Source organism: Rhodococcus sp. NKCM2511, assembly GCF_014905595.1.
Classification (GTDB): domain Bacteria; phylum Actinomycetota; class Actinomycetes; order Mycobacteriales; family Mycobacteriaceae; genus Rhodococcoides; species Rhodococcoides fascians.
The window spans coordinates 993070-1014399 of record NZ_BNHJ02000001.1; the positions used below are offsets into that span (position 1 = coordinate 993070).

Genomic DNA, 21330 nt, shown 5'->3' on the forward strand with positions numbered 1-21330 from the left:
TTGAACACAGGCGTTCGTCCGGAGGCGGTCCTTCCGTCTCCGGACGGGCGGTTGGGAACCATCGACATCGGTGGTCTCGATCTCGAGAACGGTTCTCATATTCCGCACGTGACCGTGGCGGTGCAGCGTTGGGGCGAGATGGCGGCCGATCGCAGCAACGTTGTGCTCGTCGAACATGCGTTGACCGGTGATTCCCACGTTTCGGGACCGCCGGATGCCGACCACGTACTGCCCGGTTGGTGGAACGGGATGGTCGGACCAGGCAGCCCCATCGACACCGACGAATGGTGTGTCGTGGCCACCAACGTGCTCGGCGGATGCGGAGGCACCACCGGGCCGAGCAGCATCTCCCCCGACGGCACCCCGTACGGTTCTCGCTTCCCGGAAATTTCGATTCGCGATCAGGTGGCGGCAGAGGTCGCGGTGGCCGATGTTCTGGGCATCGATCGGTTCGCCGCCGTCGCGGGCGGGTCGATGGGCGGCATGCGCACCCTCGAATGGATTGTGGGACATCCGGATCGGGTGGGTGCCGCGCTGGTGCTCGCCGTCGGTGCCCGCGCGACAGCGGACCAGATCGGAACGCAAACCACCCAGATCGCTGCGATCAAGGCCGATCCGGGTTGGCTCGGCGGCAATTACCACGACACCGGCACCGCCCCGACCGCCGGACTCGGGATCGCTCGACGCATCGCGCATCTGACGTACCGAACCGAGAGCGAACTCGACATTCGGTTCGGAAACTCTCCGCAGAACGACGAGGATCCGTGGGCCGGCGGCAGGTACTCCGCGCAGAGCTACCTCGAGCATCAGGCCGCCAAACTGGTCAATCGATTCGACGCGGCGACGTACGTTCTTCTGAGCGAAGCGATGAACCGCCACGACGTGGGCCGAGGACGCGGCGGAGTCGCCGAAGCCCTTGCGTCCGTGCCGGTTCCGACCATCGTCGGGGGCGTCGATTCCGATCGCCTCTACCCGCTTCGACTGCAGAAAGAAATTGCGCGTGAGCTCCCACAGTGCCGGGGGCTCGAAGTGATCCAGTCGCGAGACGGCCACGACGGATTTCTCACCGAGGCCGATTCGGTGGCGAAGCTGCTGGCCGAGACGATGGAGCTCGCCCGCCTCGGACGGCGCTGACCCGAGTCGATCGGTCTACGTCAGTCCGTCCCCAGGGGATCGATCGACAGCGACAGAAAGACGATGGCACCGCCGACGCCTCCCAGCGCCAACACGTCGAATCCCCTGCTGCGCACCTTCAGGGTGCCGACGCGTGACTCGGGCAGGCACAGTCGCAGCAAAGCTGCCACCACCGCTGCGCACCCGAAGATGAACGACCCGCGCCGCCAGCGGTCGGCGAGAACCAGGACCAGCGCAGCGAGCACGATGACCGACACCACGACCATCGGTAGATTTCGAGCGAGCGCCGCTCGGAAACCCGGCACGTGATCGCCTCGCGCATCCTGTACGTCGTTCACCTCGGCTCGCTCAACTCTGGGCCGCAGCGCGTTCGGCTCGCTCCACGACATTGGACAGCAGAAACGCGCGCGTCAACGGCCCGACTCCACCGGGGTTGGGCGACAGGAAACCGGCCACCTCGGCGACGTCGTCCGCGACGTCTCCGCGCAATCCGTCCTCGGTGCGGGTGACCCCGACGTCGAGCACAGCCGCCCCGGGCTTGACCATGTCTGCGGTGATCAAACCGGGAACCCCGGCGGCCGCGATGACGATGTCGGCGCGGGAGACCTCTGCGGCAAGATCACGAGTTCCGGTGTGGCACAACGTGACCGTCGCGTTCTCCGAACGGCGGGTCAGCAGCAGTCCGATCGGTCGGCCCACCGTCACACCGCGGCCGATGACCACAGCGCGCGCCCCGTCGAGTGCGACGTCGTAGCGCCGCAGCAAGTGGACGATGCCCCGCGGGGTGCACGGCAGTGCGGCGTCCTTGCCCAGCACCAAGCGGCCGAGGTTGATCGGGTGCAGACCGTCGGCATCCTTGTCGGGATCGATGCGCTCGAGCGCGGCGTTCTCGTCCAGATGCTTGGGCAACGGAAGCTGCACGATGTACCCGGTGCAGTCGGGGTTGGCGTTGAGCTCGTCGATGACCGCTTCGAGATCGGACTGAGTGATATCCGCGGGAAGATCGCGTCGGATGGAAGTGATGCCCACCTTCGCGCAGTCGTTGTGCTTGCCCCGCACGTATGCGGCAGAACCCGGATCATCTCCGACGAGCACCGTCGCCAGGCCGGGAGTGATGCCCTGCTCCCGCAGACGTGCCACACGGGCGGTGAGGTCGACGAAAATCTCGTCACGAGTCGCTTTGCCATCGAGGATCGTTGCAGTCACCGGGCCATTGTTTCAGGTTCTGCCCGTCCGGCGGCGCGCCGGGCCGATCACCGCGGTCAGCTCTCGACGATCAGACCCTGCGCAGCCGCGAAGGCCACTGCTTGCATCAGTTCGATCTTGGCCCCGCGCACCAGTGCGCCGACCCACAGCGACGCATCGACGACGGCTCCGCGCAGGTCCGACTCCTCCATTTTGGCACCGACGGTTCGTGCGCCCACGAGATCGACGGACCGCAGCACCGCTTTGCGAAGATCGGTCGAGGTCAGGTTCGCCTCCCGCATCCGACATCCGGTCAGATCGACGCCGCGCAGGTCGGCATTACCCAGCGAGGCCAACGTGAAATCGACTTCGTCGTAGGTGGCCGGACGCATGCGAGTGTCCACGAACACCGATCCCATCAACGTCGAGTGACGGAAGACGCTGTGCTGCAGATTGGTTCGAGTGAACGTGCACGATCGAAAGGCCGAGTTGGTGTGCACCGAATCCGTGAGGTCGGTACCGGTGAAGTCGCATTCGGTGAAGACGACCGAGTCGGTCCGCACATTGCTCATGTCCGCGTCACGGAAGGTGCACCGGACGAACTGCCTGCCCGACCACTCCCGCCCGTCGAGTCGAGAATCCGAGAAATCTTCGCCGATGGTCTGTTCGTCGTCCACCTGCCCCATCCTCCCCGGGCCCGTGGTGGCAGAGTGATCCGGGTGTTTCGACTCATGTTCTTCGAGCCCCGGATTCCGCAGAACACCGGCAATGCGATTCGCCTCGTCGCCGGCACCGGATGCGAACTGCATCTCGTGGGCCCCCTCGGGTTCGACATGTCCGAACCCAAGCTCAAACGTGCGGGATTGGACTACCACGACCTCGCGTCGGTCACCGTGCACCAGGACCTGCCGTCGGCGTGGTCCGCACTGGCCCCGGAACGGGTCTTCGCCTTCACCGCGCACGCAACACGCTCCTACGCCGACGTCGCCTACCAACCCGGTGACGTCCTACTGTTCGGACCGGAACCCACCGGACTCCCCGACGACGTCCTGACCGACCCCCATGTGACCGATCAGCTGCGCATCCCGATGATCCCCGGACGCCGATCACTCAACCTGGCGAACGCCGCAGCAGTGACGATGTACGAGGCCTGGCGCCAACACGACTATCAGGGCAGCGTCTGAGCGATTTGCGTTCGAGTGCGCTCGAAGCCATAGCTTTCCGTTCATGACACAACCGCTCGGACAACGGCATTGGCTCATCACCGGAGCATCCTCCGGACTGGGCCGGGCGCTCACCGTCGCCGCCCTGGAAGCAGGCGACACCGTCGTCGCAGCGATGCGGCGACCCGAACGTCTCGACGACCTGGTTGCCGAGAACCCGGAATCCCTACTGGCCATCGCATTCGACGTCAGAAACACCGAATCCGCGCCGACCGTCGTCGAGGCCGCGATCGGCCGGTTCGGACGCGTCGACGTACTGGTGAACAACGGAGGCGTCGGGCAGATCGGTGCGGCGGAGGAGATAGACGACACGCGATTGCGCGACATGCTCGAACAACACGTGGTCGGGCCTGCTGCTCTGACCCGCGCAGTCCTGCCTCACATGCGAGAGCGGAGCGCGGGAACCATCGTGCAGGTCAGCAGCCAAGGCGGCCGCGTCTCGTTCCCGGGTGCCGGCTCGTATTCTGCAGGTAAATTCGCGCTCGAAGGCTGGTCTGAAGCCCTTGCCGGCGAGGTCGCTCGGTTCGGCATTCGAGTTCTCATCGTCGAACCGAGTCGGTTCAGGACCGGGTTCAACAATGCCGATGTACTCGAGATCGCAGGCCCCATCGATGCCTACACCGCCCTGTTGGGCGCGCTCAGAGTCGACATGCTCGACGTCGACGGACGGCAAGAAGGCGATCCGGCCCGCGCCGCGCACATCATCCGCCGACTGGTCGACGCCGAATCCGCTCCCCTGCGCATCCCACTGGGGCGAGAAGCGGTTCGACGGCTACGCGAGTCGTACCGTCGGGAACTCGACTCCTTGAACACCCATGCCGAATTGTCCGCAAGCGCGGATTTCCCCGGTGTGCCCGAATCCGTCCGTCCGGTATGACTGCCCAGGTAGGACTATCTTCCCTCTCATGTCGACGAACGAATTGATGAACAGGGCGCTGTCGGCGGCCGTGGACTCGGCTGCGCCCCTGACGGTGGAGCTGCTGCACGACCTGATCGAGCCGTCGGAACTGCCCGAACCGCTCGGTATCGCCGAGGTAGCCGAACTACTCGGCATCTCCACACACACGCTGCGGTACTACGAGCGATGCGGCCTCATCGACGTCGATCGCGACGGACTCGAGCACAGACAATACGATAAGGATGCGGCTCTCGGGTATGCCCATGCGCGACCTCCGGAGATACGTCGCGCTGGTCGACAGCGGCGACCAGACCGTCCCGGAACGACTCGAGATGCTCGTCGCGCATCGCGACGCTGTTCACAAGCGCATCCGAGAACTGCAACTGTCTCTCGTGGCAACCGAGTACAAGATCGCAACGTACGGCGGCACAACGGGTCCGTGATCCGGGTGAACAACCGTTCGGCCCGGTGGGCATGTCTGCGTCCTCGCACGTCAAATCGATTGTGAGCGTCGACAAATCGATCTGGTCGGAACGGCACCTGCGCTGTGAGACCCAACTATCGAGCCGCGTCCGACGGCTCGCCGGCCTCCGATAACAATTTCCTTTCGTTCGGCGGTCGCCCGGGCATGCCGACTCGGAGCACCGCCACCCGCTTCGAACACCGGCACCGAGCCGACAAACAAGTCCCAATCATGAACTGACGGAACGGAATCGACAGGAGTGCGCACGTAGAACCGGGGCTTTAGAATGGCGGTACGAACCGGCTCGACCGATGCCGCAGGGGTCCGAGAAACCGGACTTCTACGACGATTCATCTCCCGATGCCATCGGCACCGTTACACAATCTGCGTCTGCTTGCTGTCACGGACCCCCGGAGCGGGGTACCGTGTGCCGCACCGACCCGTTTCGCTCGTGAAGGAGCTTTCTGTTGTTCTCTGTTTCCCTGCCCCGTACGGTTTCTTCCAACTCCTCCTCCGCGCGAACGTTCAGTCGGTTCGGTAGTCGAATCGCCCGCACCGCAGCTATTTTCGCCATCGGATCGGGCCTGACGGCGGCCGCCTTCGCCGGCACCGCCACCGCGTCGGCGGCACCGGTCACGTGCGTGTCGCCGCCCTCGGCCAACGACATCCAGGTGAGTGACACGGCGAGCTGCGGAGCCACCTCGAACGGACCCGGAACCGCCACCGCCGGTGCCGCCGACAGCGGTACTGCCGTCAGTGTCAACGACGGGCCGGGCGCAACCAACACCTACGCCAACGGTTACGGTGTCGCGCTCGGAGCAAGCAAGAACGCGGGCACGGCATACGCGCTCGCACTCGGCGGCGGAATCGCGCACTCGTGGGCAGATGCCGGCCAGACGACCCTCGCGGTCGCAGGATGGGGATCCGGTGCCACATCCGAGGCACGCGGCGTCGACTGCGTCGGGCCGCTGTCGTTGGCACTGAACCTCACGAGCGGTCAGTTCTGCGTTCTCGGTAGCTGATTCTTCATCCGATCGAGCGGAGCCGACTACCCCGACACGAACCCGTCGAGGTAGTCGGCTCCACCGACGTAGACAGTCCGGCCGGACTTCTCGATGGGTCCGATTGCAGCCTCCGTCACAGCCGACGCGAACTCCGCAATGGTCGGGAGCGCACCCTGCGCGGTGCGCGCAGCGACTGAGTCCGGATTACGGCGTTCGAGCAGGGTGACCACGATCGTGCCCTCGATCATGTCCCCGGACACCACGACCAATTCGATTCCCCGAGAATCCAATTCAGGAATCATCCCACGTAGGGCATCCTCCCCCGCCCGTTTGCTCGCAGCAACGGGTTCGTATTCGACGGGGACCGGTTTCTTGCCGTGAAAATGCGCCTGGTGGCTGGTGAGGAAGACGATCCGCGAGCCCGGCTCCATACGGGCGATACTTGCGCGAGCCAGCGCCAACTGCGCGTCGCGATTGATACTCATCGCGTAGTCGGGTTCTGCACCGAACTCCAGGCCACCCGAGGCATTGAGAACCAGAACGTCGATTGCGCCGAACTCGGCAACGACAACGTGCAACATGGCGTCGATTGCCGCACCACAGCATCAGCCCGACGTATTCAGGCAGTGTCAGCACGTGCCCACGAGGCACCTTTCCATTCTTGTCGGTGGGTGGAGATACGCTTTCCCCAGTTCGAACGCATGTTCTGAACTGGGGGTCACCGGGGGGTGAAAAATGGCTGCACCAGTGGTGTCGTTGGAGGCGTTGATCGCTGCCGCGCGGGGAGAGAATCGGCATGCGGCCGGAAAGATCGCTGCCTGCTACGACTTCCACCTCACCTGCATCGCGCAGGATGCGAAGCATCGGCAGTACAGCCGGTACGGACGCACCGAGATGGCACTCGCGTTGAGCTGCTCCGCCACCGTCGCCGAAGCCTACGTGTCCGTCGGCGTGGCACTGCACACCCGGCTTCCTCTGGTGAAAACCGCATTCGAGGCCGGCGACATCGACCTCCCCCGCGTACGTACGGTGTGCCGGATCCTCGACAACCTCTCGGACGACATCGTCAAGTCCGTCGAGGGAGACATCGTCGAAGCGGCCCGACGGTCGTCACCGGGTCCACTGGAGAAGGAGATCTGGGACATTCTGCTGCGGGTCGCGCCCGAGGAAGCAGCAGCACTACGCGACTTCGCGAAGAAGTTCCGCAATGTTTCTTATGCCCCAGCTGGGGAGTTGGCGCGGATCCGAGCGGAGTTGACCGCGCCCGAAGCGGCGGCGGCATGGCAGTTGCTCGAGGAGATGGCCGACACGGTGTGTGTCAAGGATCCGCGCGGCAAACAGGAACGACTGTGCGATGCCTTCATGGCGCGGATGCACGGAGAGCCCCGGCTGATATGCCTGTGTCAACGTGAAGACTGCCCGAAGAAAGACGCAGAGCTGCCGGATCGTCGGGTGCCGTTGACGATGATCACCGTCGACATCGCCACCCTCATCGGACTGCTCGCGAACCCTGCGTACCTGGCCGGGCAGGGATCCATCGACCCCGATCTCGCACGAGAGTTGGCACGCAACAGTCAGTGGCAGATCCTGCTCACCGAAGCAGTGACCCTTGCAGAGGCACTCGGACTGGCGGTGCAGAACCCGGAGACCGGGGAGTGGGAACGACGATCGGCTGAATCGACAGACACCACAGACACCACAGCCCAGCCGAACACGACAGAACCCGAGCCGGCACAGCCGAAGTCGGCAGCATCGAACGTAGCCGAATGGAACGCGACGGAATCGAATACACCTCCAGCGCATGCGGATACATGCACAGACACAGGCACCAGCACCGCAACGCGCGCAGCAGCGCCGACGGACAACGCAACGGAGAAGTCAGCGCCAGCGGACACGGCAGCACCGACAACTCACACCGAAGGCGCGACCAAGAATGCAACCGACAGTGCAGAACGCGTGGACGATGCAGGGCCGGGTCCTTGTTCGGCTGCTGCACAGACCGATTCGACGACTGTTCCGACACCACCCGAGCCGACCGTTGATGACGACACCCGGCAACGACGTCGGAATGCCCTTGCCTCCGCAGCGGCACTGTTCTGTACTCACACCCCAATCGGCCGGGGCGCACGGCACAGCTCTGTCCTCGACCTACCCTCGATGATCCGGTCGAACCGCCGCATCATGCACACACCGGCAGGCATCTACCTCGGCAATGCGTCCCTCGCCGCAGCACTCGAAGCCGCCATCGCCGCCGACCCCACTCTCGGCAGTCCGTCGGGCGCGACCCCCTCACCGACCGAGCCCTGATCTACCGACCCGACGCCCTCACCACCGCCGCCGTACGACTACGCGACCGCCACTGCCGCTTCCCCGGCTGCCACAGACCTGCCGAACGCTGCCAACTCGACCACATCATCGCCTTCGATCACGCCAATCCACTCGGCGGCGGCCGGACGACCGTCAACAACCTCCAATGCCTCTGCGAATACCACCACAGCGTCAAGACCGCCGGCTACTGGAAAGCGGTCATGCTCCCCGGTGGCGCGGTTCTGTGGACCTCCACCTCGAAGATCACCCGAATCACCCTGCCCGCTAACGGAACAGCCGTACCGATCACCGACAACGATCTCAGACCCCACATACCCACCCAACCCAGAAGATCAGGCACCATCGCCTACCCCGACCCACCCGACAACCCGACCCCCGAGCCAGAACCGACCAACGAAGAAGACGAGGAGCCGCCCTTCTGAGTATCGGTGCGCTCTGCGGTGCCTACTCATGGCAGCCTCGCGGATTCTGGTCGCTGCCGACCGGCATACTCGATCCATGAGGTATTCACGTGCGCACACCCGCCCGAGGGCGCTGTCGTTGCACGGACGGATTCGAGTGTTGACGATGAGCCTGGCCGCGCTCGCCGTTGCGGTCAGCGCTCTGGCGATCTACCTCGTCGCAGAGCAGTCGCTTCGCTCGCAGATCATCGACCGTGTCGGCCGAAACAGCGATGCGCTGATCGCCAGCGCATCGTCGGGAGTGCCGGCCGATCTGTTCGGGTTCGGGATCGAGGACACAGAAGGAACCGCGGTCAAAGTTGCGTTGATGACCACCGATGGCACCTTGGTATCCTCGTCCAACGGCACCTACCCCTTCACCAACTCCGATGGTGGGCTCGACGATCCGGAGAAGGCGGTCACCGAGGGCCGCACCGATCGGTCACTGCGGGAGGTTCGCGGCTACTACATCTCCGCCGAGCGCACCGATTCCGGTGAGACCATCATGGTGGCCGAAGCCCTGAGCGGTACCTCACCACTGCTCGGAAAACTCACGCTTGCCCTGATCCTCGTCGGGGCGTTCCTCGTCGCCCTCGCTGGTGTGGCCGGCGCAGCCGTCGCTCGCACCGGCCTTCGTCCGGTCAGACGGTTGCGCGCCGGAACGGAACGAGTGGCCAGGACGGGTGCCTTCGAGCCCATCGACGTCAACGGAGACGACGAACTGGCCTCTCTCGCCAACAGTTTCAACGAGATGCTGGCTGCGCTCTCGCGGTCGCGGGCACGACAGGGACAGTTGATTGTCGACGCCGGTGCCGAACTGATGGAACCGTTGACCGCTCTGCGCACCAACATCGATCTGTTGATGTCCCTCGACGGCCCGAATGCCCCGGTCATGCCCGACGAGCAACAGGACCGACTGCGCGTGGAGGTCATCGAACAGATGGACGTCATCATCGGACTGGTGCACGACTTGGTCGACCATGCCAGAGAGCCCGCACCGACCCAGCAGTGAGAACCCAGCAGTGGGCACCGAGCAGGGCCCGCGACTCAGGATCCGAGTCGTACACCGGTGAGAACCTCGGATGCGTCCCACAGACGTCGCGCATCGTCCATGCTGCGCAACGGCTTCCACATGGAGACCTCGGCCGGCGGACCACCGATCAGGCGTCTGGGTCCTACGAACTGGTCGCCTCGCGACAATGTTCCCGCTGCTGCCACCACAGCCGGCTGCGCGGCGCTGTCCACGCTCCCCGCAATCCCGACGCGAGCCAGAACGCTGATCAGCCCGCGGCCGGCCGAATCCTTGGGTCGTCCCAGGCCCGGTTGAGCCGCAAGCAGATTCGTCGGGGAGATTCCGGGATGCGCCATGTTGCTGGTGATTCCCCACCCGCCGGCCCTACTGCGCGCCTCGAGCTCACGGGCGAACAGCCCCACAGCGATCTTGGATTGGCTGTAGGCCTTCATGACGTCGTAGGACTGCTCCCAATTCAAGTCGTTCCAGTTGATGGCCCCCACGCGTGCCGCGATGCTGGTCTGGTGAGTGACCCGTGCTGCGCCTTCTCGGAGCAGTGGGAGCAGGCCGAGGGTGAAGGCGAAGTGACCGAGGTGGTTCGTACCGAATTGCAGCTCGAACCCGTCCTGGGTGACCTGCCGCTGCGGCGGTTGCATGACACCGGCGTTGTTGACGAGAACGTCGATCGGTCGGCCTTCCGACAAGAACTCGTCGACCGATGCGCCAACGGAGGTCAGTGACGACAGATCGAGGAGCCGAGTGCTGACCTTCGCGTTCGGCACGGATGACCGAATCGATTCGACTACCCGCTCTCCCTTGGCGGCTGAGCGCACGGGCATGACGACCTCGGCTCCCGAACGAGCGAGAGAAGTCGCAATCACCGCGCCGAGACCGTCACTCGCTCCGGTGACGACGGCACGCTTTCCAGTGAGATTCCTGATCGATGTATCTGCGATGCGGGCCATTGTGAGCTCCTCGGCTGTAGTGATCGAGCGATTTGGATGCGCTGACATCCATGGTCGTGCCACACGCCGCTCTGATCCAGGACTTGCCGATCCACTGATGAGCAGACCTCGTCAGGTCAGTACGTCAGTACCGACAACCGAGAGCAGTTCCAATCTTGCATAGCTCTCGCTGCCCGGCACGGCTGTGTACACCAGCAGTCGATGCGATTGCTCGGGGTCGAGCAGCGTCTGACAATGCAGCTCGATCTGGCCGACCGCCGGATGGATGAAGGTCTTGAACTCGGGGGGACGAACACCCACTTCGCGCCGCTCCCACAACACTCGGAATTCCTCGCTGGACGCTTGGAGTCGAGCGGCCAGTCGAGCCGCCTGTGAGTCCGGGCCGCGCAGGGTCGCGACTTCCCGTAAACCCGAGGCGTATGCCCTCGACAGCAAGGCGCGATCTTCGAGCGGATAAGACTGCTGGACAGCAGGATCGGTGAACCAGCGATATCCGAGACTTCTATCCGGCCCGGTCCGGTGCGTTGCGTCTCCGGTCAAGGCTGCTGCCAGAGGCGTCTGTCGAAGGGTCTCTCCGATCTCGGAGATGATCTCGGCCGGCGTGTCGTGCAGGCGATCCATGATGCGCAACAGGCCAGGGCTGACGTGCTCGCTTGCCGCACCGCGTACCGGTGGACTCTGGCCGGCCAAGCGGAAGACGTGGTCGCGCTCGTCCAACGACAGGTGCAGACCCTGCGCTATCGACGCGATCATCTGCTCCGATGGAGCGGGGCCTGTTCCGCGCTCGAGGCGCGCGTAGTAATCGGTCGACATGTGGCACAGGCCGGCTACTTCTTCCCGGCGCAGACCCCGCGTTCGACGCCGTTGTCCACGCGGAAGTCCGACATCCTCGGGCTGTAGCGCCTCTCGGCGCTGCTTGAGAAAAGCGGCCAATTCCGGTCTGTCGATCAACAGAACCCTCCTCTGTCGTGCGTTGCCCGCCATTGTGCTCCTTCGGTACTCGCTATTGTCGAACGATGAATGCCCCTTTGACGATCGTGACCGGCGGCAGCCGCGGAATTGGAGCCGCAGTATCTCGGCGACTCGTGGCCGATGGGCACGACGTCGTGATCGCCTACCGCTCCGATTCTGCGGCCGCCGACGCAGTGGTGAACGAACTGTCGAGCGCCGACCGAACGGTCGTCGCGATACGTGCCGACACCACTGACGAGCGGTCGGTGATCGATCTGTTCGCTGCTGCTGCCGAGATCGGCACTGTCACCGGATTGGTGAACAACGCCGGATCGGCGCGTGCAGTAGGGACACTTTCGAACAACGACATCGAGACGATCAGGGCAGACTTGGACGTCAACCTGCTCGGCGTCCTGACCTGCTGCAAGTACGCCATACACGCGATGGCCGACCACGGCGGTGCCATCGTCAACATCTCCTCCGCGGCAGCCACCATCGGAAGTCCCGGTATGTACGTGCACTACGCCGCGGCCAAGGCAGCCGTCGACACCTTGACGGTCGGTCTGTCCAAAGAGCTTGCCGCGCAAAACATTCGTGTCAACGCCGTCGCGCCGGGAGTCATCGAGACCGAGTTTCACAAAGACCGTGAGCGACCACGGAAGATGGCGTCGAGCATCCCCCTCGGCCGCCCTGGAGTACCCGACGAGATCGCCGGCGCGGTGTCGTGGCTGTTGTCCGAGGATTCGCGCTACGCCACCGGAACGGTCGTCAGAGTCGCAGGCGGAATGTGACGGACACTCGGCATGCCGATCAGCGAGGCGGAAGTCGATGCAGCTCGACGTCTGTCAGCTCGCCGCCATCGGCAACGGCGGTGAGGTAGGTACAGAACGGCTGCCGACGCCGGTCCGTCGGAGATCCGGGGTTGAGCAGCCGTAGACCGTTGTCGGCCGTCGTATCCCACGGAATGTGACTGTGTCCGAACACGAGGACGTCGGTATCGGGGTATGCGGTCGCCATCCGGCGCTCGCGTCCTGTCGCGGCTCCGGTCTCGTGGACGACGGTGAAGCGCACGCCGCCGAGTACCACGTCGGCACGTTCGGGCATGACCGCACGCAGCTCGTCGCCGTCGTTGTTTCCCCAGCAGGCGACCAGCGAACGAGATCGCTGCGAGAGTGCCTCGAACGTCGCGAGATTCACCCAATCGCCGGCATGGATCACCACATCGGCGTCGTCGACGGCGGCCCACACCTGATCGGGCAGCACTTTCGCTCGGGTGGGCAAGTGAGTGTCCGCAATGATCAGTAGCTTCACGCCTCGATTCTGCACCGGCGTCCTGCTCGATGACGCGCGGGCAGGCCGAGTTCATCAGCGAAAGTCTCTGGATCGGGACGCAACTCGCAGATCCATCAATTGCAGATGGTCTGCCACCACGGTCACCGCCCCCTCGGCATTCTGCACTTTGCCTCGAATGAGCAACGCCGGAGCGGTGATTGCGAGTTTGCGGTACTTCGCCCACAACCCCACCGAGCACACGACGTTGACCATGCCGGTTTCGTCTTCGAGGTTGATGAACGTGACGCCTCCCGCGGTTGCCGGACGTTGACGATGCGTCACTGCACCGCCGACGAGGACCCGGTCGCCATCGGGGATCTTCAGCAGCCGATTCGCGGGCACCACGCCGAGGGAATCCAGCCGATCCCGGAAGAACTGAGTGGGGTAGGAATTGGGTGACACTCCCGTTGCCCAGACATCGGCCGACGCCAGATCGAGGTCCGTCATACCCGGCAGCGCAGGCGCTTTCGTCGATGCGCCGACGCCGGGGAGCAGACCGGGCCGCTCCCCCGCGGCCGCTCCGGCAGCCCACAACGCCTCTCGACGAGTGATGCCGAAACACCCCAGCGCGCCGGCCGTGGCCAGTGCTTCCGCTTGCGCCACCGACAGTTCGACGCGTCCCGTCAGATCCAGAAACGAGGTGTACGGCCCGTGTGCGTCTCGCGCATCGACGATCTTCTGGGCAAGTGTCGTCCCGATGAACTTCACGTCCGCCAAACCCATGCGGATCTCGAGACCGTCTGCCTCGAGATTTGCATGGCCGAGGCTGGCGTTGACGTCGGCACCGTGCACGACCACGCCGTGCCGTCTGGCATCGGCCACCAGAGACTGAGGTGAGTAGAAGCCCATCGGCTGAGCACGAAGGAGACCAGCACAGAACGCCGCCGGATGGTGCAGCTTGAACCACGACGAGTAGAAGACCAACGAGGCGAAGCTCTGCGAATGGCTCTCGGGAAAGCCGAAGTTGGCGAACGCCGAGAGCTTTTCGTAGATTCGATCCGCGGCTGCACCGGTGATGCCGTGCAGATCACGCATTCCGTCGTAGAACCGTCCACGAAGCAATTCCATCTTCTCCGGAGACCGTTTCGATCCCATGGCGCGACGCAGCTGATCGGCATCGGCGGCGCTGAAGCCCGCGACGTCGATGGCCATCTGCATCAGCTGTTCCTGGAACAGCGGCACGCCGAGAGTTCGATCGAGAGCTTTCTTCAGCGACGGATGATCGAAGGTGACCGGTTCGAGTCCGTTGCGCCGCTTGACGTACGGGTGCACCGAGCCACCTTGGATGGGACCGGGACGAATCAAGGCGACCTCGACGACGAGATCGTAGAAATTACGCGGCTTGAGCCGCGGAAGAGTGGCCATCTGGGCCCGCGACTCGACCTGGAACACACCGACCGAATCGGCCCGTTGCAGCATCTCGTACACCGCATGTTCGGACAGGTCGATCGAGGCGAGGTCGATCTCGATGCCCTTGTGTTCGGCGACCAGGTCGATCATGTAATGCAGAGCCGAGAGCATCCCGAGCCCGAGCATGTCGAACTTGACCAAACCCACTGCGGCACAATCGTCTTTGTCCCATTGCAGCACACTGCGATTCTCCATCGTCGCCCATTCCACCGGGCACACGTCGGCGATCGGTCGGTCGCAGATCACCATTCCTCCCGAATGGATGCCGAGGTGACGCGGAAAGCCCTCGATCTGACGCGCGAGGTCGAGAACGGAATCGGGGATCCCGTCGCCGTCCTGATCGCCGATTCCGGACCACCGGGTGATCTGCTTGCTCCACGCGTCCTGTTGCCCCTGGGAGAACCCGAGAGCGCGAGCCATGTCTCGTACCGAGGACTTCCCGCGATAGGTGATGACGTTGGCGACCTGAGCGGCATGGGTACGGCCGTACTTGGCGTACACATGCTGAATGGCCTCTTCCCGCCGATCCGACTCGATGTCGATGTCGATGTCGGGTGGTCCGTCGCGTTCGGGTGCGAGAAACCGCTCGAACAGCAACTTGTTGGCAACCGGATCGACGTTCGTGATTCCGATGGCGTAGCAGACGGCCGAGTTCGCCGCCGAACCTCGCCCCTGGCACAGAATGTCGTGGGTCTTGCAGAAATGAACGATGTCGTGCACCACCAGGAAGTAGCCAGGAAATTCGAGCCGCTCGATGATGTCGAGCTCGTACTCCAACTGCGAATATGCAGCCGGGTTCGCCGACTGCGGGCCGTACCGCCGGGCAGCACCCTCGAACGTGAGCCCCCGCAGGTAACTGATCTCGGTGTAACCGTCGGGCACCTCGAACGGTGGGAGACGAGGCGCAATCAGTTTCAGATCGAACGTGCATTCTCGACCCAGTTCGACGGCACCGCGCACTGCACCGGGATAGTGCTCGAACAGCTCCGCCATCTCCGCCCCCGACCGCAGATGTGCACCACCCGTCGGTGCCAGCCACCCTGCCGCCTCGTCCAGACTGCTCCGGGCACGTACCGCAGCCATCGCCATGGCCAACCTTCGGCTACGTGGACTGGCGTAGTGCGCCGCCGTGGTGGCGATCATCGGCAGACCGTACCGGCGAGCCAGCGCCGCGAGAGCGTCGTTGCGCTCATCGTCGTCGGCAGTACCGTGCCTGGTGAGCTCGACGGTGACGCGCTCGGCCCCGAACCGATCGACCAGATCACGCAGCGCGAGATCGGCCGCCTCCGGCCCACCCCGCGAGAGTGCTTGGCGAACATGCCCTTTGCGACAACCGGTCAGGATCTGCCAGTGCCCTCCCGCCGATTCGGTGAGTTCGTCCACGTCGTACCGCGGCTCACCCTTGACTCCGCCGGCCAGATGCGCGGCCGCGATCCGACGCGACAGCCGCCGATACCCTTCCTGTCCACGAGCGAGCACCAGAAGATGCGTACCGTCGGGATCGGTCGCTCCGGCCCTGGACCGGTGGGTGTCGAGTGACAGCTCGGCACCGAACACTGTTCCGATGCCGAGGGCTCGTGCTGCCTCGGCGAAACGTACGACGCCGTAGAAGCCGTCGTGGTCGGTGATCGCAATGGATTCGAGTCCCAGACGCACCGCTTCCTCGACCATTTCCTCCGGCTGCGATGCTCCGTCGAGAAAGCTGAACGCAGAATGCGCATGCAGTTCTGCGTACGGTGTCGACGGCCCCACCGAATCGAGCCGGCGACCCTGGTAGGCGTCGCGTTTGCGCGACCACGCCGGGCTGTCGCCCCCATCGCCTTCGACGACCGGCTTGGGGCGCCCGGAGAGGACTCGCTCCATTTCCGACCAGGTGGGCGGCCCGTCGTTCCATCCCATCGAGACCACCTCCTTCACACCGTCACGCAGATCGTCGAACACTTGTTCTAATGAGAACACGAGGGTCCGACACGATCAACTACAGTCGAATCGCTACTCACCCCTTCCACAGAGCCGGAGCACAGTTGTGACGCGTTGGGCATCGTTCGTCGTATCGCACAAGCGATGGGTGCTCGCCGTCGTCGTCGCGGTCGTAGCCGTCGGCGGCGTGCTGGGACTGGGCGTCTTCTCGAAACTGAGCGAGGGCGGATACGCCGACGCAGGCAGCGAATCGTCACAGGTCGCGCGGCTGGTCCAAGGCATCGGCCAACCGACCCCCGACATCGTCGCGATCTACACCGCACCCGACGGACGCACGATCGACGACATCGGACCACAGGTGCAGTCGACACTCGACGAATTCCGCAGCCGCTACACCCTCGGAAACGTGAACTCCTACTGGACCGCGGACCCGGTGACCAAGGAATTCCTGGTCTCGAAAGACCGAACCAAGGCGCTGGTGACCATCTCCCTGGGTGCGAAATCGGGAGTTACGTTCAACACGTTCGGTGAGCTACCTCCACAACTCGTCGTCCCCGGCATCGAGTCGCAATTCGCCGGCGCATCGGTCGTGGGAGTCTCGCTCAGCCAAACCCTCGAGCGAGACCTCGTGCGCTCGGAGATCATCGCCGTCCCCATCACACTTCTACTTCTCGTCTTCATCTTCGGTGGCGTGATCGCCGCAGCGGTACCGGTGTTCGTCGGGATTCTCAGTGTGCTCAGCTCGCTGGCAATCCTGCGGGTGCTCACCGAATTCACCGAGGTGAGCTCGTTCTCGATCAACGTCGCGTCGCTGCTCGGCCTCGGCTTGGCCATTGATTACGGACTGTTCATCGTCAGTCGATTCCGCGAGGAACTCCGCACTGGATCGTCGTCGATGGAGGCGACCGTACGTACCGTGTCCACTGCGGGCCGCACCGTCGTCTTCTCCGGACTGCTCCTGATCTGCGCGTTCGCGGGCATGCTGGTCTTCCCGCAGGCGGTGATTCGATCCCTCGGTTTCGGTGCCATGGCCGCGGTGGCCAGCGCCGCACTGCTGTCCCTGACCGCGGTGCCCGCCCTGCTCGCCCTTCTCGGCACTCGCATCAACTCCTGGACCTGGTCGCGTACCGCCTCGGACCGCAGCGACGCACGCGCACACAAGTTCTGGGGTGGCGTCGTCACCCGAGTGATGAAGAATCCAGGCATCGTCGCCGCCGTCATCGTCGCGGGCCTGCTGATCGTCGCCACTCCGATTCTAAAGGTCTCCCTGGGAGAGGTCGACTACACGGCACTACCGAAGAACGACCCGGCACGGGCAGCCTTCGAAACCCTCGCCACCGACTTCGAGTCCACCGGCGACGGTGCCACCGTGGTGCTGCGGGGTCTCGACGGCGTCAAACCTCAGGGCCCGCCCGTTGCGGAACTGACCGCAGCGCTGAACGCCACCCCCGGCGTTGCCCGAGCCGAATTCCTCGGATCCAAGGACGATCTGGTGGCATTCCAGGCGTCCTACAGCGAACCCAGCGACGGAACGACCGAGGCTCGGTCCCAATCGAATGCGGTGACTGCCCTCCGCGCGATCACTCCACCGGACGGCACCGAAATCCTCGTCGGCGGCGGACGCGCGAACGTCGACGACGGTAATGCCGCGATCGCGAAATGGCTGCCGGTGATGATCGCGATCATGGTGATCTCGACGTTGGTCCTGCTGTTCCTGGCCTTCGGCTCGATAGTGCTGCCGATCAAAGCAGTTCTCATGGCCGGGCTGAGCCTGGCAGCGACCTTCGGTGCACTGACCTGGGTGTTCCAGGAAGGTCACGGTGCAAGCCTGCTGGGAGTGACGCCCGGTCCGCTCGAGTCGACCTTCGTCGTACTCATCCTCGCAGTCATCTTCGGCCTGTCGACCGACTACGAAGTGTTCTTGATGTCTCGGATGGTCGAAGCTCGCTCGGCAGGTGCTTCCACCGAGGAGGCCGTTGTTTTCGGAGCTCAACGCACCGGACGCATCGTCACTGCCGCGGCCCTGATTCTGATCGTCGTCACCGGTGCGTTCACGATCTCGGGCCTGTCGATCATGAAGTTCCTCGGCTTCGGCGTGATTCTGGCGCTGATCATCGACGCCACCATCATCCGCATGCTGCTGGTGCCCTCCTTGGTCAAGCTCATGGGCGAAGCCAACTGGTGGGCCCCGGCGTGGATGAAGAAAGTGCACGAGAAGGCCGGTATGGGGCACTAGCCGTCAAACTTACCGAGGAGTAAGGTCGCCTCGCATGGCGAGCTACATCGTGACCGGCGGTACCGGGTTTCTGGGTAAGAACGTGCTGCCCCGACTTCTCGGACGTGATGCGGACGCCATCGTCCATGTACTCGTTCGACCGCAATCGGTCGCTCGACTCGAGAAGCTGGCCGACGAGCTGGACGGCGGCGACAGAATCCGCCCACTGATCGGCGATCTCGTCGAACCCGGGCTCGGCCTGAAAGACGTTCCGGCCGACGTCGATCACATTCTGCATCTCGGTGCCGTCTACGACCTCACGGCGGGAGACGAGCAAACCCCGACCAATGTCGCCGGAACGGCGTCGGTGGTCGAACTGGCGAAAAGGACCGGCGCTCGTCTGCACCACATCTCGTCGATCGCAGTGGCAGGTGACTACCGAGGGACGTTCTCCGAGAACGATTTCGACAAGGGGCAGAACTTTCCGACGGCGTATCACCGCACCAAGTTCGAGTCCGAGAAACTGGTTCGCGGCAGCTCCGCAGACTGGCGGGTGTACCGCCCTGCTGCCGTGGTCGGGCACTCCGAGACCGGCGCGACAGACAAGATCGATGGCCCGTACTACTTCTTTCCACTGTTCGCCGAGCTGGCGAAACTGCCGGCGGTCCTGCCGATCACGGTACCCAAGATCGGACACACCAACCTGGTTCCGGTCGACTACGTCGCGGACGCCATTGTGGAACTGGTTCACCGAGACACCCCGTCCGGCAGCGTTTTTCACCTGGTGAATCCGGAGCCTCAGTCGATGGCCGAGGTGTACTCCGCATTCTCTTCGGCTGCCGGATCCCGCGCCAGAATCGTCGACATCCCAGGGAAGCTGGTTGCCCCCGTGGTGTCACCCACATCCGCAGCGGTTCGGAAACAACGCAACGCTGCGCTTCGCGATCTGGGCGTGCCGCCGGTGATGCTCGATCATCTGACTCTGCCGACCGTCTTCGAGTCCGCAACGACACAGAAAGCATTGCAGGGCAGCTCCATCGCACCGCCGCCACTGCGGACGTACGCCGACCGCCTGTGGCAATACTGGATGGAGAATCTCGACCCCAAACGCAACCGCCGAGACGATCCACGCGGTCCGCTGTTCGGCCGTCACATCGTCATCACCGGCGGGTCCTCCGGTATCGGCAGGGCCAGCGCCGAGGCCGCTGCACGAAAAGGAGCGGTGGTCATCGTGCTCGCGCGCGGCCAAGATCAGTTGGACGAGGTCGTCCAGCAGATTCGCGCCGACGGCCATGTCGCTCATGGGTATTCGTGCGATGTCACCGACAGCGAGTCGGTCGAACGAACAGTGAAAGCGATACTGCACGACCACGGGCATGTGGACATGCTCGTCAACAGCGCGGGCCGATCCATTCGCCGCGCGCTCTACCGTTCCACCGACCGACTGCACGACTACGAACGCACCATGGCCGTCAACTACTTCGGAGCGATTCGTGTGGTGTTGGCGCTACTGCCGCACATGCGCGAACGCAGCTTCGGGCATGTGGTCAACATCTCCAGCGCTGCAGTACTGGGGCACCCTCCTCGGTTCTCGGCGTACGTGGCGAGCAAGGCAGCACTCGACGGTTTCACCGATGTTGCTGCAGCAGAGACGCTCTCGGACGGAATCACCTACACGACCATTCACATGCCGCTGGTGGACACCCCGATGATCACCCCGACGGGCGACAAGAACGTCGGCACCGTCTTCTCACCGGAGAAGGCAGCCGCGATCGTCATCCGCGCGTTGAGCGACAAGCCGAAGCGAATCGACACCCCGCTGGGAACACTCGGACAGTTCGGGGCCATCTTCAGCCCCAAGGGCAAAGATCGCACGATGCATCAGCACTACCGAAAATTCGCCGAGTCGGCCGCCGCCAAGGGCGAAACGCCGGTACCCGTCGAAGACGGGAAAGTGCCCTATCGGGTTCGGCCGTACGACCCGTCGACCCCCAGCGCGCGTATCGGCAAGGTCGTCCGCCGCATCGGCAGGTTGGTACCCGGCACCAGTTGGTGACGTGCACGTCAGGGGGCCACGGCAGTCCACAGGGTCCAGCGATCGCGTTCGATCAACTCACCTTCGGCCAGGCGAGCACGTAGATACTCGACCAACTCCGTAAGTTCGACGTCGGAGAGTTCGTGCAGGATCGAGCGGCCTGTTCTGCCCGCGATTTCGTCGAGGTATTCGTCCTGGCCGGAGTAGCGGCGACGGGTTTCCCAGAGTTGCTGCGTAGCGACATCGAGGAATCCAGCTCGGGACAACGCGCCACGGACATCGTCGACGCCATGCCGTCGTCGAAGTTCGATGTCCATCAGCCGTGGAAAGGCGTCGAAAAAATAGCCGCGCGGGTTGGTTGCGGAGCCGGACAGCCCGGCGTCCTCGGCCGTGCGGTCCTGGATGATCACCGTCCCACCCGGTCGTAGAAGCCGAGCAGACTCGAGCGCCACTGTGTAGGCGTCGGACAGATGGTGAACGAGGGCGCGAGCGAACACGATGTCGGCTTGTCCGTTGGGCAAGCCGGTGTGCTCGGCACCAGCGCAGACGAATTCGATGTCTTCGGGCGACGAGCGTCGGGCCGATTCGAGTATCGGCGGACTCGAATCGATCGCCACCACACGCGCCCCCATCGAACGCCAGGCCCGCGCATAGGTTCCACCCCCGCACCCGAGATCGACCACGTGCGCTCCAACCGGATCGACGATACGGACGACGGCATCGATCCAAGAGGAGTCGGCCTCACGGTTCGAGTAGGTGTTGTTGTTGCGCGGATCACGAAAGTCGATAGGCATGTGAACGAGTACAGCGAGCCA

The 21330-nt window shown here is 64.1% G+C and carries 19 protein-coding genes and 2 pseudogenes; 12 read left to right on the forward strand and 9 right to left on the reverse strand.

The window, feature by feature from the left end:
* A complete protein-coding gene (locus JLZ96_RS04480; RefSeq protein ID WP_201009557.1) occupies positions 1-1134 on the forward strand; it encodes a homoserine O-acetyltransferase in 1134 nt (377 codons plus the stop codon).
* A gap of 20 nt (positions 1135-1154) precedes the next feature.
* Here JLZ96_RS04480 and JLZ96_RS04485 read toward each other — a convergent pair whose 3' ends face one another.
* The 3 genes from JLZ96_RS04485 to JLZ96_RS04495 all read right to left on the reverse strand — a co-directional run bounded on the left by JLZ96_RS04485 (position 1155) and on the right by JLZ96_RS04495 (position 3005).
* On the reverse strand, positions 1155-1400 hold the full coding sequence (locus tag JLZ96_RS04485) for a DUF3017 domain-containing protein (RefSeq protein ID WP_048319895.1): 246 nt from the start codon (positions 1398-1400) through the stop codon (positions 1155-1157).
* An 82-nt stretch (positions 1401-1482) separates the two neighbouring features.
* On the reverse strand, positions 1483-2340 hold the full coding sequence (locus JLZ96_RS04490) for a bifunctional methylenetetrahydrofolate dehydrogenase/methenyltetrahydrofolate cyclohydrolase (protein WP_032383970.1): 858 nt from the start codon (positions 2338-2340) through the stop codon (positions 1483-1485).
* 56 nt (positions 2341-2396) lie between these two features.
* A complete protein-coding gene (locus JLZ96_RS04495) occupies positions 2397-3005 on the reverse strand; it encodes a pentapeptide repeat-containing protein (protein ID WP_032400122.1) in 609 nt (202 codons plus the stop codon).
* 33 nt (positions 3006-3038) lie between these two features.
* Here JLZ96_RS04495 and JLZ96_RS04500 point away from each other — a divergent pair, with 33 nt between their 5' ends.
* The 4 genes and pseudogenes from JLZ96_RS04500 (at position 3039) to JLZ96_RS04515 (ending at position 5925) form a co-directional block, all read left to right on the forward strand.
* Entirely contained in the window at positions 3039-3503 is a 465-nt protein-coding gene (locus JLZ96_RS04500; protein WP_179273747.1) for a tRNA (cytidine(34)-2'-O)-methyltransferase, read from the forward strand.
* A 43-nt stretch (positions 3504-3546) separates the two neighbouring features.
* Complete coding sequence (locus JLZ96_RS04505; RefSeq protein ID WP_032387031.1) at positions 3547-4419, forward strand: SDR family NAD(P)-dependent oxidoreductase; 873 nt, start codon at positions 3547-3549, stop codon at positions 4417-4419.
* 28 nt (positions 4420-4447) lie between these two features.
* Positions 4448-4883: pseudogene (locus tag JLZ96_RS04510) on the forward strand (MerR family transcriptional regulator).
* 487 nt (positions 4884-5370) lie between these two features.
* A complete protein-coding gene (locus JLZ96_RS04515; protein WP_174557274.1) occupies positions 5371-5925 on the forward strand; it encodes a DUF6764 family protein in 555 nt (184 codons plus the stop codon).
* Positions 5926-5951: 26 nt separating this feature from the next.
* Here JLZ96_RS04515 and JLZ96_RS04520 read toward each other — a convergent pair whose 3' ends face one another.
* Entirely contained in the window at positions 5952-6488 is a 537-nt protein-coding gene (locus JLZ96_RS04520; protein ID WP_201009558.1) for an SDR family oxidoreductase, read from the reverse strand.
* A 154-nt stretch (positions 6489-6642) separates the two neighbouring features.
* Here JLZ96_RS04520 and JLZ96_RS04525 point away from each other — a divergent pair, with 154 nt between their 5' ends.
* The 4 genes and pseudogenes from JLZ96_RS04525 (at position 6643) to JLZ96_RS04535 (ending at position 9687) form a co-directional block, all read left to right on the forward strand.
* Positions 6643-8214: a DUF222 domain-containing protein gene (locus JLZ96_RS04525; RefSeq protein ID WP_201009559.1), complete on the forward strand. Its 1572-nt coding sequence runs from the start codon at positions 6643-6645 to the stop codon at positions 8212-8214.
* Positions 8214-8402, forward strand: a pseudogene (locus tag JLZ96_RS25195) (HNH endonuclease); the annotation flags it as partial. The gene JLZ96_RS04525 and the pseudogene JLZ96_RS25195, both read left to right, overlap by 1 nt.
* Before the next feature lie 33 nt (positions 8403-8435).
* A complete protein-coding gene (locus JLZ96_RS04530) occupies positions 8436-8657 on the forward strand; it encodes a hypothetical protein (RefSeq protein WP_201009560.1) in 222 nt (73 codons plus the stop codon).
* 76 nt (positions 8658-8733) lie between these two features.
* Positions 8734-9687 carry a HAMP domain-containing protein gene (locus tag JLZ96_RS04535; protein WP_201009561.1) on the forward strand — a complete coding sequence of 318 codons (954 nt, stop codon included), beginning with the start codon at positions 8734-8736 and terminating at the stop codon, positions 9685-9687.
* A 35-nt stretch (positions 9688-9722) separates the two neighbouring features.
* On the opposite strand, the gene JLZ96_RS04540 is transcribed toward JLZ96_RS04535, so the two are convergent.
* Positions 9723-10652 (reverse strand): SDR family oxidoreductase, encoded by a 930-nt coding sequence (locus JLZ96_RS04540; protein ID WP_094642947.1) that lies wholly within the window; start codon positions 10650-10652, stop codon positions 9723-9725.
* A 111-nt stretch (positions 10653-10763) separates the two neighbouring features.
* Positions 10764-11603 carry a helix-turn-helix transcriptional regulator gene (locus JLZ96_RS04545; protein ID WP_032384021.1) on the reverse strand — a complete coding sequence of 280 codons (840 nt, stop codon included), beginning with the start codon at positions 11601-11603 and terminating at the stop codon, positions 10764-10766.
* Positions 11604-11668: 65 nt separating this feature from the next.
* Here JLZ96_RS04545 and JLZ96_RS04550 point away from each other — a divergent pair, with 65 nt between their 5' ends.
* The gene (locus JLZ96_RS04550; RefSeq protein WP_094642946.1) at positions 11669-12394 is read left to right on the forward strand and encodes an SDR family NAD(P)-dependent oxidoreductase; all 726 of its coding nucleotides are present in this window, start codon (positions 11669-11671) and stop codon (positions 12392-12394) included.
* 19 nt (positions 12395-12413) lie between these two features.
* On the opposite strand, the gene JLZ96_RS04555 is transcribed toward JLZ96_RS04550, so the two are convergent.
* Positions 12414-12914, reverse strand: a complete 501-nt coding sequence (locus JLZ96_RS04555) for a metallophosphoesterase (protein WP_032374686.1) — start codon at positions 12912-12914, stop codon at positions 12414-12416.
* Positions 12915-12968: 54 nt separating this feature from the next.
* Positions 12969-16244 carry an error-prone DNA polymerase gene (locus tag JLZ96_RS04560; protein ID WP_094642975.1) on the reverse strand — a complete coding sequence of 1092 codons (3276 nt, stop codon included), beginning with the start codon at positions 16242-16244 and terminating at the stop codon, positions 12969-12971.
* Positions 16245-16371: 127 nt separating this feature from the next.
* Between JLZ96_RS04560 and JLZ96_RS04565 the strand changes: the two genes are divergently transcribed.
* Entirely contained in the window at positions 16372-18501 is a 2130-nt protein-coding gene (locus tag JLZ96_RS04565) for an MMPL family transporter (RefSeq protein ID WP_032393321.1), read from the forward strand.
* A gap of 34 nt (positions 18502-18535) precedes the next feature.
* Positions 18536-20536, forward strand: a complete 2001-nt coding sequence (locus tag JLZ96_RS04570) for an SDR family oxidoreductase (protein WP_094717707.1) — start codon at positions 18536-18538, stop codon at positions 20534-20536.
* 8 nt (positions 20537-20544) lie between these two features.
* On the opposite strand, the gene JLZ96_RS04575 is transcribed toward JLZ96_RS04570, so the two are convergent.
* Positions 20545-21309, reverse strand: coding sequence for a class I SAM-dependent methyltransferase (locus tag JLZ96_RS04575; RefSeq protein WP_201009562.1), 765 nt, complete (start codon positions 21307-21309; stop codon positions 20545-20547).
* Between the last annotated feature and the right edge of the window lie 21 nt (positions 21310-21330).

Bases quoted from the DNA above. Each gene is read 5' to 3' on its own strand.
- JLZ96_RS04575 (WP_201009562.1), bottom strand. From the start codon at position 21,309: ATGCCTATCGACTTTCGTGATCCGCGCAACAACAACACCTACTCGAAC.
- JLZ96_RS04540 (WP_094642947.1), bottom strand. From the start codon at position 10,652: ATGGCCCGCATCGCAGATACATCGATCAGGAATCTCACTGGAAAGCGT.
- JLZ96_RS04520 (WP_201009558.1), bottom strand. From the start codon at position 6,488: ATGTTGCACGTTGTCGTTGCCGAGTTCGGCGCAATCGACGTTCTGGTT.
- JLZ96_RS04505 (WP_032387031.1), top strand. From the start codon at position 3,547: ATGACACAACCGCTCGGACAACGGCATTGGCTCATCACCGGAGCATCC.
- JLZ96_RS04525 (WP_201009559.1), top strand. From the start codon at position 6,643: ATGGCTGCACCAGTGGTGTCGTTGGAGGCGTTGATCGCTGCCGCGCGG.
- JLZ96_RS04535 (WP_201009561.1), top strand. From the start codon at position 8,734: ATGAGGTATTCACGTGCGCACACCCGCCCGAGGGCGCTGTCGTTGCAC.
- JLZ96_RS04485 (WP_048319895.1), bottom strand. From the start codon at position 1,400: ATGGTCGTGGTGTCGGTCATCGTGCTCGCTGCGCTGGTCCTGGTTCTC.
- JLZ96_RS04570 (WP_094717707.1), top strand. From the start codon at position 18,536: ATGGCGAGCTACATCGTGACCGGCGGTACCGGGTTTCTGGGTAAGAAC.
- JLZ96_RS04550 (WP_094642946.1), top strand. From the start codon at position 11,669: ATGAATGCCCCTTTGACGATCGTGACCGGCGGCAGCCGCGGAATTGGA.
- JLZ96_RS04560 (WP_094642975.1), bottom strand. From the start codon at position 16,244: ATGGGATGGAACGACGGGCCGCCCACCTGGTCGGAAATGGAGCGAGTC.
- JLZ96_RS04495 (WP_032400122.1), bottom strand. From the start codon at position 3,005: ATGGGGCAGGTGGACGACGAACAGACCATCGGCGAAGATTTCTCGGAT.
- JLZ96_RS04530 (WP_201009560.1), top strand. From the start codon at position 8,436: ATGCTCCCCGGTGGCGCGGTTCTGTGGACCTCCACCTCGAAGATCACC.